This is a genomic window from Streptomyces cavernae, assembly GCF_004023625.1.
Lineage (GTDB): Bacteria > Actinomycetota > Actinomycetes > Streptomycetales > Streptomycetaceae > Streptomyces > Streptomyces cavernae.
Genome location: NZ_RPDJ01000017.1, coordinates 260315 through 275254 on the forward strand (window position 1 = coordinate 260315; position 14940 = coordinate 275254).

11 protein-coding genes are annotated in these 14940 nt (G+C 71.0%); 3 read left to right on the forward strand and 8 right to left on the reverse strand.

All coding sequences use genetic code 11. The features are described from left to right. Positions 1-48: 48 nt before the first annotated feature. Together EF387_RS28495 and EF387_RS28500 are read right to left on the reverse strand one after the other, a co-directional pair. On the reverse strand, positions 49-1344 hold the full coding sequence (locus EF387_RS28495) for a M14 family zinc carboxypeptidase (RefSeq protein WP_128379468.1): 1296 nt from the start codon (positions 1342-1344) through the stop codon (positions 49-51). Beyond that, positions 1341-3314: a Xaa-Pro dipeptidyl-peptidase gene (locus EF387_RS28500; RefSeq protein WP_128379469.1), complete on the reverse strand. Its 1974-nt coding sequence runs from the start codon at positions 3312-3314 to the stop codon at positions 1341-1343. The genes EF387_RS28495 and EF387_RS28500 overlap by 4 nt, the downstream gene beginning before the upstream one ends. A gap of 192 nt (positions 3315-3506) precedes the next feature. On the opposite strand from EF387_RS28500, the gene EF387_RS28505 reads away from it, so the two are divergent. Beyond that, entirely contained in the window at positions 3507-5012 is a 1506-nt protein-coding gene (locus tag EF387_RS28505) for a M1 family metallopeptidase (RefSeq protein ID WP_128379470.1), read from the forward strand. Between the two features lie 111 nt (positions 5013-5123). Here the strand turns inward: EF387_RS28505 and EF387_RS28510 are convergent, their stop codons facing one another. After that, positions 5124-6848: a dolichyl-phosphate-mannose--protein mannosyltransferase gene (locus EF387_RS28510; RefSeq protein ID WP_162467226.1), complete on the reverse strand. Its 1725-nt coding sequence runs from the start codon at positions 6846-6848 to the stop codon at positions 5124-5126. A 129-nt stretch (positions 6849-6977) separates the two neighbouring features. Between EF387_RS28510 and EF387_RS28515 the strand changes: the two genes are divergently transcribed. After that, positions 6978-7274: a hypothetical protein gene (locus EF387_RS28515; protein WP_128379471.1), complete on the forward strand. Its 297-nt coding sequence runs from the start codon at positions 6978-6980 to the stop codon at positions 7272-7274. A 231-nt stretch (positions 7275-7505) separates the two neighbouring features. Here the strand turns inward: EF387_RS28515 and EF387_RS28520 are convergent, their stop codons facing one another. The 4 genes from EF387_RS28520 to EF387_RS28535 form a co-directional block, all read right to left on the reverse strand. Continuing rightward, the gene (locus tag EF387_RS28520) at positions 7506-8012 is read right to left on the reverse strand and encodes a SigE family RNA polymerase sigma factor (protein WP_128379472.1); all 507 of its coding nucleotides are present in this window, start codon (positions 8010-8012) and stop codon (positions 7506-7508) included. A 304-nt stretch (positions 8013-8316) separates the two neighbouring features. Continuing rightward, positions 8317-10491 carry a 3-hydroxyacyl-CoA dehydrogenase NAD-binding domain-containing protein gene (locus EF387_RS28525; protein ID WP_128379473.1) on the reverse strand — a complete coding sequence of 725 codons (2175 nt, stop codon included), beginning with the start codon at positions 10489-10491 and terminating at the stop codon, positions 8317-8319. Between the two features lie 28 nt (positions 10492-10519). Continuing rightward, positions 10520-11734: an acetyl-CoA C-acetyltransferase gene (locus EF387_RS28530; RefSeq protein ID WP_128379474.1), complete on the reverse strand. Its 1215-nt coding sequence runs from the start codon at positions 11732-11734 to the stop codon at positions 10520-10522. 94 nt (positions 11735-11828) lie between these two features. Continuing rightward, positions 11829-13046, reverse strand: coding sequence for a CaiB/BaiF CoA transferase family protein (locus tag EF387_RS28535; RefSeq protein ID WP_128379502.1), 1218 nt, complete (start codon positions 13044-13046; stop codon positions 11829-11831). 330 nt (positions 13047-13376) lie between these two features. Here EF387_RS28535 and EF387_RS28540 point away from each other — a divergent pair, with 330 nt between their 5' ends. Then, positions 13377-14567 carry a saccharopine dehydrogenase family protein gene (locus EF387_RS28540; RefSeq protein WP_128379475.1) on the forward strand — a complete coding sequence of 397 codons (1191 nt, stop codon included), beginning with the start codon at positions 13377-13379 and terminating at the stop codon, positions 14565-14567. An 18-nt stretch (positions 14568-14585) separates the two neighbouring features. On the opposite strand, the gene mmpA is transcribed toward EF387_RS28540, so the two are convergent. After that, positions 14586-14723 (reverse strand): morphogenic membrane protein MmpA, encoded by a 138-nt coding sequence (mmpA, locus tag EF387_RS47575; protein WP_202918389.1) that lies wholly within the window; start codon positions 14721-14723, stop codon positions 14586-14588. Positions 14724-14940: the final 217 nt, after the last annotated feature.

Below are 14940 nucleotides of genomic sequence, written 5' to 3' on the forward strand. Positions count from 1 at the left end.
GGCTGCTGCCCAGATCTGCCCTCCACAGCCGCCACCGGCTCATTCGTCTCAGCAGTTGGTTTCCGGTACCCCGATCGCGAGGTGATATGGCGCCCGCTCGTCGAGCAGCAGCGGGACCAGTGCGCGCAGCGACTGCCGCAGCGGTACGAGGACCCCTTCGGCGTCCCGTTCCACCCGGACGCCGTGCAGGGCCAGTTCATCGCGCAGCGACGCGTACTGGTCGTCCGTCAGCCGGTAGCCGCAGGGCGGGTCCTGGATCATTTCGGACGGTTCGGCCGGATCGTTGTCCGCGCCGCCGACATAGACGGGGCCCCTGTCGAGCAGGCCGGCGAGCCGTGCGGACCCGGTGGCCGTCTCGATCCGGGTGCGGCGTTCGGCCGCGAAGTCGAACAGGCCGCCCAGCGCCGACCGCTGGGAGGCGACCCGGCGCCGGTTGTTGGCCGCCTCGTCGGTGCCCGCGGTCAGCGGCTCGACGCGGCTTTCCATGAGCAGTCCGACGGAGTGCTTGACGCCGGACATGTTCCGCAGGATGCGTTCCTGTCCGTCGCCGGCCGTCTGCTTGATCGGGTCGCCGGTCACGGGGTCGGTCCAGATGCCGTAGGTGCCCGTCGTGTACCCGGACGCCCGGGCGGCGAGCCTTACGTACGCGCCCGACAGGGTCTCGGCCTCGTCGTGCACGGCCGCGACGGTGTTGAGGTTGCGCGGCCAGAGGTCGAACAGGTCCTTGTCGTAGTACGGGGGTGTGGCGCCGTACTCGTGGAGGTCGTAGACGATGTCGGGCTTTCGGTCGCGGATCACCGCGGCCATGGCGCGGGCCTCGGCGGTCGCCAGGGCGAGGTGGTCGCGGTTGATGTCGACGCCGTCGCCGTTGCCGCGGGTGTCGGCGGCCCGGCCGTCGGGATTGGCGGTCGGGACGACGAGCACGGTGGTGCTCTTCAGGAACCGCCTGGTCCGCCGGTCCTCGGCGTGGGCCAGGTCGCGGACCGTCGTCAGGCATGCCTCCCGGCCGGACGGCTCGTCACCGTGCTGACTGCACACGAGGAGCACGGTGTTGGCGGTGGGGCGCGGCCCTCCGACCCGGACGAGTTGCAGGGGGCGGCCCTGCTTGGTGGTGCCGATCCGGGCGATGGACACCCGGTCGCTGCCGCGGTCGACGGCGGCCAGGAAGTCCTGCTCCTCGGTCTGTGCGGTCCAGCGGGCGCCACCCGACCGTTCGAAGCCGGTACGGGGCAGTCCGGCCACGGCTGCCGAGCCGGACGTGGTGGTCGCGTGCGCCGGTGCCGTGAGTAACGCGCCCGCCAGTAACGCGCCCGTCGTCACGGTCAGGGTCAGGGCGCGGATCACAGGCTGCCTCCAGGGATACGGTCGGCGGTGCGCGGCGGGGCGACGCCGTCGAGCGTCGCGGCCCCGGGGTTGGCCGCGGCGGAGCCCGAGGTGGCGCGGGCGAACGCGGTGGCGCCGCCGACCAGCGGTACGCGGGCCGAGGTGCGCGACAGGTCCAGCGTCACCGTGGGCTTGCTCGACGGCGGGTCGATGAGGTCCTTGTCGGTGCCCGCGACGATCAGGGCGAGCCGGTGGCCGGCCGGGACGACGTGGTCGGTGGCGTGCAGGTCGAGGGTGATCGTGTACTTCTTGCCCGGGGTGAGCGGGGCACCCTTCCCGTCGGAGGCGTGATTGCCCAGATCGGCCCAGCCTCGGCTGACCACGGTGTAGTCGACGGCGGTGGTCTTGGCCCTGGTCTCCTTGAAGCAGGAGCTGTCACCGGTGGTGCTCGGGCCCCAGCAGGTGCGGTCGGTGAGGGTGGTGATGCCCTCGGCGGCGTCGGCGTAGTCGCGGATGGTGTCCGGGCCGAGGTCGACGAGGACGGCGGAGAGGTGGGCCGTCGAGGTGGTCGGGGTGGCGGTGACGGTCACCGCGGAGGAGCCGGACAGCCCGAGGTCGCGGGTGAGCGGCCCGGTGACGAAGCCAGCCTTGTCGGGCGTGGAGGTGTCGATCCGCGCCGCCCAGTCGGTCTCGCCGAGCCCCGGATCGTCCGTGAACGTCGCGGTGCCGGAGCCCTTGCGGAGACCGAGGGTGCCGACTCCGGGCCGGTCCCCCTTGCCCGGGCGCAGGGTCGTCGCGGCGGTGCCCCGGGGCGGCCAGAGCCTGGAGGTCACCCACTGGTCCGGTGCACGCTCGATGTCGGCCATCGGTTCGTCGTCGATGCCGTTGTCGTAGCCGAGGAGTTCGTGGTCGAACCAGCGGTGCAGGGTGTCGGCCCAGGTGGCGCGCCGGAAGTCGAACGGGTCGACGTGGCCGGTCTGGGAGAGCCAGACCTTCCGCTCGACACCGTTCTTCGCGAGGGCGTCCCACCACTGGCCGAAGTGCTTCGGACGGACGTTGAGGTCCTGCATGCCGTGGATCGCGAAGACGCTCGCCTTGATCTTGCGCGCGTCCTTGACGTAGTCGCGTTCGGTCCACAGCGGGGTCCAGTCGCCGCTGCGCGGTGCCCCGTCGACGAGCTTGCGCTGCACGGCGGCGCACTTGGCGCGGGCGTCGGGGCTCTCGACGTAGTTGGACAGCCAGTCGGGGCCGGAGTCGTACAGCGGGGCGCCCTTGGCGAAGTAGTAGTCGTACCAGGAGGAGATGGCGGCGATCGGCACGATGGTCTTCAGGCCCTCGACGCCGGTGGCGGCCACGCCGTTGGCGATGGTGCCGTCGTAACTCTTGCCGATCATGCCCGTCTTGCCGTTGGTCCAGCCGGCTTTCGCCCGTACGGTCCCGGTACGCGTGGTGTAGCCCTTGGCGCGGCCGTTCAGCCAGTCGACGACGGCCTTCGCGGACTGGACGTCGGAGCGCCCGCCGACGTCCACACAGCCGTCGGAGCGATTGGTTCCGGCCAGGTCGACGCCGACGAACGCGTAGCCGCGCGGCACGAAGTAGTTGTCGTAGTAGAGCGGCATCTGGACGACGTCGCCGTTCGCGTCGTACGTCTTCTTCTGGCCCTCGTTGCCGCGTCCGCAGCACGAGTAGTACGGGCTGGCGTCCATGATGACCGGGATCCTGCGGCCCTGTTGTGCGGGTTCGCGGGGGCGGACGATGTCGACCGCGACCCGGTCGGTGCGGCCGTCGGAGTCGCCGTCGAGTCCGATGTCCACCCACACGGATTCGCGGACGGCGTCGTCGTAGGAGTAGACGGGTCTGCTCTCCCTGGGGGCCGCCGGGGCGGCCGGGGCGCCTTGTGCGGCTGCCGGGGTGAGCGCGGTCGCCAGCAGGGCGGCGGTGGCCGCCGTCGCGAGCGTTCTCCAGGTCGTGAAGCGCGTGGCTTTCGGCATGCGCGGAAGGTACCCCGGTCAACTCCCGTGCGACAGAGGGCCTTTCGTGGCTGCCGAGGTGTTCGGTGCCGGTGCGGTTCATGTCGGCCGAATGGCGATCGTGTGACACGCGGGGCCGTGGACATCACCGGAAACGGAGAGGCTGAATAGGCTCCGAACGGAACTCCGTCCCCCACGACTTGGAGCATTCTCGTGCACCGCAGACTCATCGTCCCGGGCGCGCTCGCGACCTCGTTGCTGCTGTCCGTTCCGGCATCGGCGGCGGACTACGAACCCGGGGCGCCGGGCATCGGCGACCCCTACTACCCGGCGTACGGCAACGGCGGATACGACGTCTCCCACTACGACCTGCGGCTGAAGTACCAGCCGACGACCGACGAACTGGCGGGCACGGCGATGCTGCTGGCCACCACGACCGAGGACCTCTCCCGCTTCAACCTGGACTTTCTGCTGGACGTCAGCGAGGTACGGGTCAACGGCGCCGCGGCGTCCTTCACCGCCTCCGGCGAGCACGAGTTGGAGATCACCCCGCGGAACCCGCTGCCGAAGGGCACGCCCCTCACCGTCGTCGTGCGCTACAGCGGTGTGCCCTCGTCGAAGAAGGCGTACGGCTTCACGAGCTGGCACCGCACACCGGACGGCGGCGTCGCCGCGAACGAGCCCGAGGCCGCGTGGTGGTGGTTCCCCAGCAACGACCACCCGCTGGACAAGGCCACCTACGACGTGTCGGTCGCCGTTCCGGACGGCACCCAGGCGATCTCCAACGGCACGCTCCAGTCGACTACTTCACGGACCGGCTGGACCCGTTACGCCTGGCGGTCCAACAAGCCGCAGGCCACGTACCTCGCGACGCTGGCGGTCGGGAAGTTCGACATCACCAGGAGCACCTCCGACGACGGCATCCCGATCCTCAACGCCTACAGCAAGGACCTGGGCGACAACTACGGGGCGGCGCGGGCCAGCATCGAACGGACCGGGGAGGTCGCCGACTGGCTCGCCGGCCACTTCGGGCCGTACCCCTTCAACGCGCTCGGCGGGTACGTCCCCAACACCACCACCGGGTACGCGCTGGAGACCCAGACGCGGCCGTTCTACAGCCCCCGGCAGTTCGCGAGCGGGTCCAACGTGTCCGTCGTGGTCCATGAGCTGGCCCACCAGTGGTACGGGGACCTGGTGTCCGTCGCCGGCTGGAAGGACATCTGGATCAACGAGGGCTTCGCGCGGTACGCGCAGTGGCTGTGGTCCGAGCACGAGGGCGAGGGCACGGCACAGGAGATCGCCGACTACGTGTACGCCTCCCGCCCGGCCGACGACGCCTTCTGGACCGTCAAGCCCGGCGACCCCGGTCCTGAGCACCAGTTCGACATCGCGGTCTACGACCGGGGCGCGCTCGCCCTCCAGGCGCTGCGCAACGAGATCGGCGACGAGGCGTTCTTCGCCGTCCTGAAGGGCTGGCCGCAGGAGTACGCGCACGGGAACGCCACGGTCGGCGACTTCCGGGAGTACGCGGAGCGGATCTCCGGGAAGCCGCTCGGCTCCCTGCTCGACACCTGGCTGTACCAGCCGTCGAAGCCGGGGGCTCCGGCTGCGCGGGAGGCGTCGATCGCGGTGCGGGCCCTGGGCACGAAGGGTGGCGCGATCTCTCCGCCGAAGTCCTGGCGGAAGATCGCTGCGACGAACTCCGTCCACGAGCACTGACCGGGGAGGGACCCGGAAAGGGAGAGGGGCCCGGACAGGGGCTGGCCCTGGCCGGGTGGCCCTTCCGGGCCGGTGCGCCACGTCCTCGCCGTCCGGGCTCGGTGTGAGCTTTCAGATCCAGGTATCGAGCCACATGCGGGTGCGCCAGCCGGGATACGGAATCGTCAGACCCGTGTAGATCGGGAAGAAGTAGATGAAGTTCCAGGCGATGAGCACCACCAGCGCGCCCGTCGCCACCGCACCCCGCATCCGGCGCTTTTCATCCGCCCCCGGCGGCCCCAGCAGCGCACCCAGCGTCATCGCCACGGCCAGGCACAGGTACGGCACGAAGACGACGGCGTAGAAGGAGAAGATCGTTCGGTCCTGGTACAGGAACCAGGGAAGATAACCGGCACCCACCGCGCACAGGACGGCTCCCGCGCGCCAGTCGCGGCGCAGCGCCCAGCGATAGAGCAGATACACCAGCGCGCAGCATGCCGACCACCACAACAACGGCGTGCCCAGTGCGAGGACCGCCTGCGAGCAGCCGGACGCCGCGTGGCAGCCGTCCTTGCCGGCCCCCGGCGACTCGTAGGAGAACAGCACGGGACGGCCGAGGACCAGCCAGCTCCACGGGTTGGACTCGTACTTGTGGAACGCGTCCAGGCCCACATTGAACTGGTAGACCCCGTACTCGTAGTGCCACAGGCTGCGGAGCGGGGCCGGGATCCACGACCATGCGCCGCCGCGGCCGTCCGCCCAGTGCCGCCCGTAACCGTTGTCGGAGAGGAACCAGCCGGTCCAGGTCGCCAGATAGGTCACCCCGGCAACCGGAACGAGGGACACCACCGACCAGCCGGCATCCCTGCGCAGCACAGCACGGTACGGGTGGCGTGCCCCCGCGACGCGGCGGGCACCGACGTCCCACAGCACGGTCAGGACGATGAAGGAGGCCAGGAAATACAGGCCGTTCCATTTGGTCGAGGCCGCCAGGCCCAGGAAGAAGCCGGCCGCGAGCCGCCACGGACGAACTCCCGTCCCGGCGCGGGCCCCGGTGTCCTGGTCCGGTCGCACGTGGCCGTCGTCGTCCGCGGGTAAGGCTGCCGCGAGCCGGGCCCGCGCGCTGTCCCGGTCGATGAGCAGGCATCCGAACGCCGCCAGGACGAAGAACATGACGACGAGGTCGAGCAGAGCGGTGCGGCTCATCACGTAATGCAGGCCGTCCACCGCCATCAGTGCCCCGGCTGTGCAGCCCAGCACAGTCGAACGGAACAGGCGGCGCCCGATTCGGCACAGCATCAGCACCGACAGCGTGCCCAGGAGCGCCGTCATGAAGCGCCAGCCGAAGGGCGTGAGGCCGAACAACCACTCGCCGAGGGCGATCACCCACTTGCCCGCCGGTGGGTGCGCGACGAAGGACCCGGCGTCGGAGAGCGGGATCACCTGGGGGTCGGCCAGGATCTGCGGGTCGGTGACCTTGCGGTCCGGCCAGGTCCCCTCGTAGCCGAGCCGCAGCAAGGACCAGGCGTCCTTCGCGTAGTACGTCTCGTCGAAGACGACCGCTCGCGGGCTGCCCAGACGCCAGAAGCGCGTCAGCCCGGCAAGGAGCGCCACCAGCAGCGGCCCGCCCCATCCCGACCAGCGCACCAGCCGGTCGGCCGCTACCGGGGACAGCCCGAGTGTGCGCCACAGTCGTGACCCGGGTTCGGGAAACGGCGCCATCAGGCGGTCGCGCGTGGACGTACGGGGTCGCTCGACGTGCCCGAAGCGGCGCAGCCGCCGCTCCCAGGAGGTCGGCCGGCTGTTCGCCGCGTTCCGCGGTACATCGACCGACGCGGGCGCGTTCTCGTGGATCACGTGGTCTGCTTTTCACTCGTGGAGAGCAGGGCGAGCGGGGATCAGCTGCCCGGCGGGTGGTGGTGGTCACGCCGGTTCGGGTTCCCCTCACCCGTCGGGGCCGCTTGAACCCGGCCAAGGCGCTACCTGGTGGTCGCGGTCCGTGTCGGCATCGGGACCGGCTCGGAGGTCGAGGGGCGGTACGGCATCGGCACCGGCCTGGTTGCTGTCGTGCAGGCCTGCATCGGCATCCGCTCGGCAGGGGAGGCGGGGCCGTCCGTCGACGACATCGGCTTGACAGGGGAGGCGGGGCCGTCCGTCGACGGCATCGGCTCGGGCCCGGTGGTTGACGTGCAGGTCGGCATCGGCGCCTCCTTCGCGGTGGAGGCGGGGCGGGCCGTCGACGGCATCGGGGCCGACTCGGCGGAGGTGACGGGGCGGGGCTGAGGGCCGGTGGGCCCGCTCTGCGCGAAAGAGTTCGGCAGGACCATCAGTCCGACTCCGAGTCCGGCGACGGTCAGCACGGATCCGGTGGCCATCCAGGCGGTCCGGGCCCGCTGTCGGGCGCGGACACCGGCTTGCAGTCGGTGCCGGTGCCGGTCCTCGTAGGGCGTGTCCTCCCGGCTGTCACGCATCATCCGTGCCAGCTCCTGCTCGAAGTGATCCATGGCTCCTTCTTCACTCGGCCGGCTCGACTGCCTCAGCCAGAAGCAGCCGTAACCGCGCGACGCCGCGTGCCGTGAGTGAACGGGCGGTACCCACCGGACACCCCAGCACTTCCGCGACGTGCCGCTCGGGCAGGTCCTGGTAGTAGCGCAGCACCACCGCGGCCCGTTGCCGCGCCGGCAGCAACGCCAGCGTGGCCTCCAACCGGGTCCGCTCATCCACGGCGGCGGTCTCGTCTCCCGCCTCGGGCGGCTCGGGCAGCTGGTCCACAGGGTGCTCGCCCCACCAGCGACGCCGTGCCGAGCGAGCCGCGGCACGGACCAGGACCCTGCGCACGTATGCCTCGGGCGCCTGCTCGGCCACCTTCGGCCAGGCGAACCACAGCTTGACGAGCGCCTCTTGCAGCAGATCCTCGGCCCGGTGCCGGTCTCCGCCGGTGAGCAGCCGCGCCAGGTGAAGCAACGCGGCCCACCGAGCCGCCACGAACCGGTCGAACTCAACGGCCCGCAACTGCCCCATCAGCGTCGTCCCTTACCTCGGCACGCCCCTACACCTTCAGATAAGACACTGGCCCCTGCCCTGCTATGCACCCCTGCCATGTGACCTGGCTCACACAAGCTCACGCCCTGCTGGAGCGGAGCTGAGGCCTTGAGCGAGTTCGAGGACGAGACCGCAGGCCGATACGGTCCCCGGGGGCGGAGCGCCCGGAAACCGTATCGGGTAGGGGCGGCGGGGCGAAAACCCGTCAGGAGCGGCATGTGTCAGGCGTACCGCTCAGCGCCTCGAGGTCTGCTCCTCGAGGTCTGCGCCTTGGGTCTGCGCCTCACGGCGTGTCCGTGAACCGTTCCCCCTTCTCCGCCTTCGCGACCAGCAGCGCCGGAGGCGTGAACCGATCGCCGTAGCGGTCGGCCAGTTCGCGCGCGCGGGTCACGAACCCGGTCAACCCGCCCTCGTAGCCGTTGATGTACTGCAGCACGCCGCCGGTCCAGCCGGGGAAACCGATGCCGAAAATGGAGCCGATGTTGGCGTCCGCGACGGACGTCAGCACGCCCTCCTCGAGGAGCCGGACGGTGTCCAGCGCCTCGGCGAACAGCATGCGCTCCTGCATGTCCTTGAACGGGATCTCGGTGCCCGGGCGGGTGAAGTGCTCGCGCAGGCCCGGCCAGAGCTTGTCCCGCTTGCCGTCCACGTAGTCGTAGAAGCCCGCGCCCGCACTGCGCCCCGTGCGGCCGAACTCGTCCACCATGCGGTCGATGACCGCTTCGGCCGGGTGGGCGGCCCAGGTGCCGCCGGCCTCCTCGACCGCCCGCTTCGTCTCCTGACGGATCTTGCGGGGCAGGGTGAGGGTCAGTTCGTCCATGAGGGAGAGGACCTTCGCGGGGTAGCCCGCCTGGGCCGCCGCCTGCTCCACGGAGGCGGGCTCGATGCCCTCGCCGACCATGGCCACGCCCTCGTTGATGAAGTGCCCGATCACGCGGGAGGTGAAGAACCCCCGCGAGTCGTTGACGATGATCGGGGTCTTCCTGATCTGGCGGACCAGGTCGAAGGCGCGGGCCAGGGCCTCCTCGCCGGTTCGTCCGCCCTTGATGATCTCGACCAGCGGCATCTTGTCGACGGGCGAGAAGAAGTGCAGTCCGACGAAGTCTGCCTGTCGCTCGACGCCCTCGGCGAGCGCGGTGATCGGCAGGGTGGAGGTGTTGGAGCACAGCAGCGCGTCGGGCGCGACGACCTGCTCGATCTCCTGGAACACCTTGTGCTTGAGCGCCGGGTCCTCGAACACGGCCTCGATCACGGCGTCGCAGCCCGCGGCGTCGGCCGGGTCGGCGGTGGGCTTGATGCGGGCCAGCAGCGCGTCCGCCTTCTCCTGGGTGCTGCGTCCCCTGGCCACGGCTTTGGCGCAGAGCTTCTCGGAGTAGGCCTTGCCCTTGACCGCGGCCTCGAAGGAGACGTCCTTGAGGATCACCTCGATACCGGCGCGGGCACAGGAGTAGGCGATGCCGGCGCCCATCATCCCGGCGCCGAGGACGGCGACCTTGCGGACCTGGCGGGGCTCGATGCCCTGGGGGCGGTTTCTGCCCGCGTTGACGGCCTGGAGGTCGAAGAAGAACGCCTGGATCATGTTCTTGGCGGTCTGTCCGGTGACCAGCTCCGTGAAGTACCGGCCCTCGATGGTCAGCGCGGTCTCGAAGTCGACCTGGGAGCCCTCGACGGCCGCGGCCATGATGTTGCGCGGGGCCGGATAGGGCGCGCCGTTCAGCTGCTTGCGCAGATTGGCCGGGAAGGCGGGCAGGTTGGCGGCGAACCTGGGGTTCGAGGGTGTGCCGCCGGGGATCTTGTAGCCGGGCTTGTCCCAGGGCTGGTGGGACTCGGGAGTGGCGTCGATGAAGGCGCGGGCCTTGGCGAGCATCTCCTCGCGGGTGGTGGCCACGTCGTGCACGAGGCCGTTCTCGAGGGCGCGCCGCGGGTTGTACTGGGTGCCCTGGAGCAGCACCTTCAGCAGCGCGTCGGCGATGCCCATCAGGCGTACGGTGCGGGTGACGCCGCCGCCGGCCGGGAGCAGACCGAGGGTGACCTCGGGCAGGCCGATCTTGGAGTCGGGGGTGTCGAGGGCGATGCGGTGGTGGCTGGCGAGGCAGATCTCGTAACCGCCGCCGAGCGCGGCGCCGTTGATGGCGGCGACGACCGGCTTGCCGAGGGTCTCGATGCGGCGCAGGGAGTCCTTGATGTCGGCGCAGGTGTCGAAGGCCAGCTGGGCGTCCTCGGGGCCGACCCTCATCATGTCCTTGAGGTCGCCGCCCGCGAAGAACGTCTTCTTGGCGGAGGTGTAGATGATGCCGCGGATGGAGTCCCGCTCGGCCACCGCGCGGTCGGCGATCGCGGCGATGGAGGCCCGGAAGGCCTGGTTCATGGTGTTGGCGGACTGGTCGGGGTCGTCGAGGACGAGGGTGACGACACCGGTCTCGTCCTGTTCCCAGCGGATGGTCGTGCTTTCGGTCATGGCTGCTTCTCCGTAGGGGACGGGACGTTCAGAGGCGTTCGACGACGGTGGCGATGCCCATGCCGCCGCCGACGCAGAGGGTGGCGAGTCCGTAGCGCTTGTCCTGCCGCTCGAGTTCGTCGATCAGCGAGCCCAGGATCATCGCGCCGGTGGCGCCCAGCGGGTGGCCGAGGGCGATCGCCCCGCCGTTGACGTTGACCTTGTCCAGGGTGAGGCCCATGTCCTTCACGAAGCGCAGCACGACCGCGGCGAACGCCTCGTTGATCTCGACGAGGTCGATGTCGTCGATGGTCAGCCCGGCCTTGGCGAGCGCCTTGCGGGTGGCGGGTGCCGGGCCGGTGAGCATGATGGTGGGCTCGGAGCCGGAGACCGCGGCGGAGACGATCCGCGCGCGGGGCCTGAGGCCGTGGCGCTCGCCGACCTCCTTGGAGCCGATGGCGACGAGGGAGGCGCCGTCGACGATGCCGGAGGAGTTGCCCGCGTGGTGGACGTGGTCGATCTTCTCCACCCAGTGGTACGTCTGCAGCGCCACCGCGTCGAACCCGCCGAGTTCGCCGATGTCCGCGAACGACGGCTTCAGCTTGGCCAGCGAATCGGCCGTGGTGCCCGGCCGCATGTGCTCGTCGTGGTCCAGGATCACCAGCCCGCTGCGGTCCTTCACGGGGACCACGGACCGATCGAACCGGCCCTCCTTCCAGGCCGTCGCGGCTCGCTCCTGGGACAGCGCCGCGTATTCGTCGACGTCGCGCCGGGAGAATCCCTCGATCGTGGCGATCAGGTCGGCGCCGATGCCCTGGGGGACGAAGTTGGTGGCGATGTTGGTCATCGGGTCGGCGAACCAGGCACCGCCGTCGGAGGCCATCGGCACCCTGGACATCGACTCCACGCCGCCCGCGAGCACCAGGTCCTCCCAGCCCGAACGGACCTTGACGGCGGCCATGTTGACCGCTTCCAGGCCGGAGGCACAGAAGCGGTTCTCCTGGACGCCGGCCACCGTGTCGGGGAGGCCGGCGGCGATGGCGGCGATCCGGGCGATGTCGGAGCCCTGGTCGCCGACCGGGCCGACGACACCGAGCACGACGTCGTCGATCGCGGCCGGGTCGAGGCCCGGGAAGCGGGCCCGCATCTCGTGGATGAGCCCGACGACCAGGTCGATGGGCTTGGTGCCGTGCAGGGCGCCGTTCGCCTTGCCGCGTCCGCGCGGGGTGCGGATCGCGTCGTACACGTACGCTTCGGTGCTCACGGGTGAAGAGCCTTTCCGTTGTGCCGCGGCCGGGGCCGTGCGGGGTGGAGGGGCGGAGGGACCGGGGCGACTCGGGCGGCCGCCGAAGGCCCGGTCATCGTCCGGAGCCGCCGGTGCCGCCGGTGCCGCCGGTGGGATCGACGGCCGTCCCGGACCTGTCAGGTGGACCGGCCCCGTCGCGAGGGAGCGTCGGCTCGGCCGTCAGGTCCGGTATGTCCCAGTCCCGGGCCACCTCCGCCGCGTCGGCGCCGGGTTGTGCGGGGCCGCCGCGTACGGACGTGTGGGTGACCGAGAAGCGCGGGGCCGGAGCGGGCTGGGTGATGCCGCCGTGGTCGGTGAAGGTGCCGCGGGCGGCCAGATGCGGGTGGTGGGGCGCCTCGCGCAGTGAGAGCACGGGCGCCACGCAGGCGTCGGAGCCCTCGAAGACGGCCGCCCACTCGTCCCGGGTGCGGGTCTTGAAGCGGGCCGCGACCGTCTCACGCAGTTCCGCCCAGCGGGACCTGTCCTTGCGGGCCGGGGCCTCCTCCTCGATGCCGAAGATTCTCACGAACTCCTCGTAGAACTGCTGCTCGAGGGCGCCCACCGCCATGTACCGGCCGTCGGCGGTCTCGTACGTGCCGTAGAACGGGCAGCCGCCGTCGAGGAGATTGGCCCCGCGCCGGTCCTGCCAGCCGCCGGCCGCGAGCATGCCGTGGATCATCGAGGACAGGTGCGCGGTGCCGTCGACGATCGCGGCGTCCACCACCTGTCCGGTGCCCGTGGCGCGCGCGTGGTGCAGCGCGGCGAGTACGCCGACGACCAGGTAGAGGGAGCCGCCTGCGTAGTCCCCGACGAGGTTCGCCGGGACCGCGGGTGGCTGGTCCGGGCTGCCGATCATGCCGAGGGTGCCGGTGAGGGCGATGTACGCGATGTCGTGCCCGGCGCGGTGGGCCAGCGGGCCCTCCTGGCCCCAGCCGGTCATCCGCCCGTACACCAGCTTCGGGTTGCGGGCGAGACACACCTCGGGGCCCACCCCGAGACGCTCGGCGACGCCCGGCCGGTAGCCCTCGATGAGGACGTCGGCCCGTTCGGCCAGCCGGAGTACGCGGTCCGGCCCGTCCGCGGACTTCAGGTCGATCAGGACCGAGCGCTTGTTGCGGTTGGTGATGTCGTACTCGGGGTCGACGACCAGGCCCGGGACACCCGGCCGGTCCACGCGGACCACGTCGGCGCCCAGGTCGGCGAGGAGCATGGCCGCGAACGGGCCGGGGCCGATGCCGGCCAGCTCGACCACGCGGACCCCGCTGAGCGGTCCGTGCCCTGCCACTGTCATCCAGCCCCCAGCGCTGTCGAACACCAGATGCGACACCGGCGACGCCAAGAACACCTTCCAGTCCTCACAAGCTCTCAGCAAGCAAGCGCTCAGTCAAGTGCGGGGTGCCTTCTTGATCGCCTGCTCCCCACGCTAGCCTCAGCCACCGACAACGGCGCGGGACGGACGGCGGTCGGTGGACGGCAGACGGACCGAAGGCGGTCGACGGACGGCCGGACGACGGCCGGCAGACGGACGGAAGCCGGCGGTTGGACGGACGGTCGGCAGACTGGCGGAGGTCGGCGGCAGGCGGCCGGAAGACGCAGACCTGGCAGACGACAAAGGGGTGGTATGGGCAGGCGGAACGACACCGAGCGCACGTACGACATCGTGCTCTTCGGAGCCACGGGATTCGTCGGCGAACTCACCGCGGAGTACCTCGCCCGGCATGCGCCGGACGGGCTGCGCTGGGCGGTCGCGGGGCGCGACGCAGGCAAGCTGGAGCGGCTGAGGAACCGGCTGGCGGAGATCGACCCGGCGTGCGCGACCCTGGGTCTGCTGCGCGCCGACGCGGGCGACGCGGAGTCGATGCGCGAACTGGCCGGGCACGCGCGCGTGGTGGCCACCACCGTCGGCCCGTACGTGCACCACGGCGAGGAACTGGTCGCCGCCTGCGCGGAGGCGGGGACCGACTACGTGGACCTGACCGGAGAGCCGGAGTTCGTCGACCTGATGTACGTGCGGTACGACGCACGCGCGCGTGAGACCGGAGCACGGCTGGTGCACGCCTGCGGCTTCGACTCCGTTCCGCACGACCTGGGGGCGTACTTCACGGTCCGGCAGCTCCCCGAGGGAGTGCCCCTCACCGTGGAGGGATTCGTGCGAGTCCAGGGGATGTTCTCCGGCGGGACGTTCGCCTCCGCGCTCAACCAGTTCTCGCGCGGTCCGCAGATGGCGGCCGCGGGGCGGGAGCGCAGAAGGCACGAGCCGCGACTGCTGGGGCGGCGTGCCTCCGCCGGACCCGGTGTGCCGCGGTTCGCCAAGGAGGTGGGTGCGTGGGTGGTGCCGCTGCCCACCATCGACCCGCAGATCGTGGCTCGCTCGGCCCGCGCTCTCGACCGGTACGGGCCCGACTTCCGCTACCGCCACTACGCGGCCGTCAAACGGCTGCCGTTCGTCCTCGGCGGGGTGGCCTTCGCGGGTACGGTCTTCGCCGCGGCCCAGTTGCCGGCAACCCGGCGCCTGCTCTCCAACCGGCTCAAGCCTGGTGAGGGGCCGGACGCGGCCAAGCGCGCCAAGAGCTGGTTCACGGTGCGATTCGTGGGTGAGGGCGGTGGCCGCAGGGTCTTCACGGAGGTCACGGGCGGCGACCCCGGGTACGGCGAGACGGCCAAGATGCTCGCCGAGTCCGCGTTGTCCCTGGCCTTCGACGACCTTCCGGCACGGGCCGGTCAGCTCACGACGGCGGTCGCCATGGGCGACGCGCTGATCGAACGGCTGCGCCGGGCGGGGATCACCTTCCGGGTCGTGGCCGGGGCCTGAGGGTCAGGCGAAAGACCGTCACCCGAAGACCGTGTAGAGCATCCCGCCTATCCAGGCGAACCCGGCGAGCACGCCGAGCACGAGGCCGATCATGACGGCGCGCTCGACGGGCGGGGCGGTGTCGGCGGCGGTCCTGGGGGCACGGTGTGTCGTCATACGTCACAGCCTGCCGACCACCGCCGGGGCCTGGCATCCGTACAGGTACTCAGATTCGGTACTCAGGGGGCTCGCTACCGGGAGGGGACTCGGTACCGGCAAGACGGACTCGGTGCCGGCGAAGCGGACTCGGTACCGGCAAGACGGACTCGGTACCGGCGAAGCGGACTCGGTACCGGCAAGACGGACTCGGTACCGGCGAAGCGGACTCGGTACC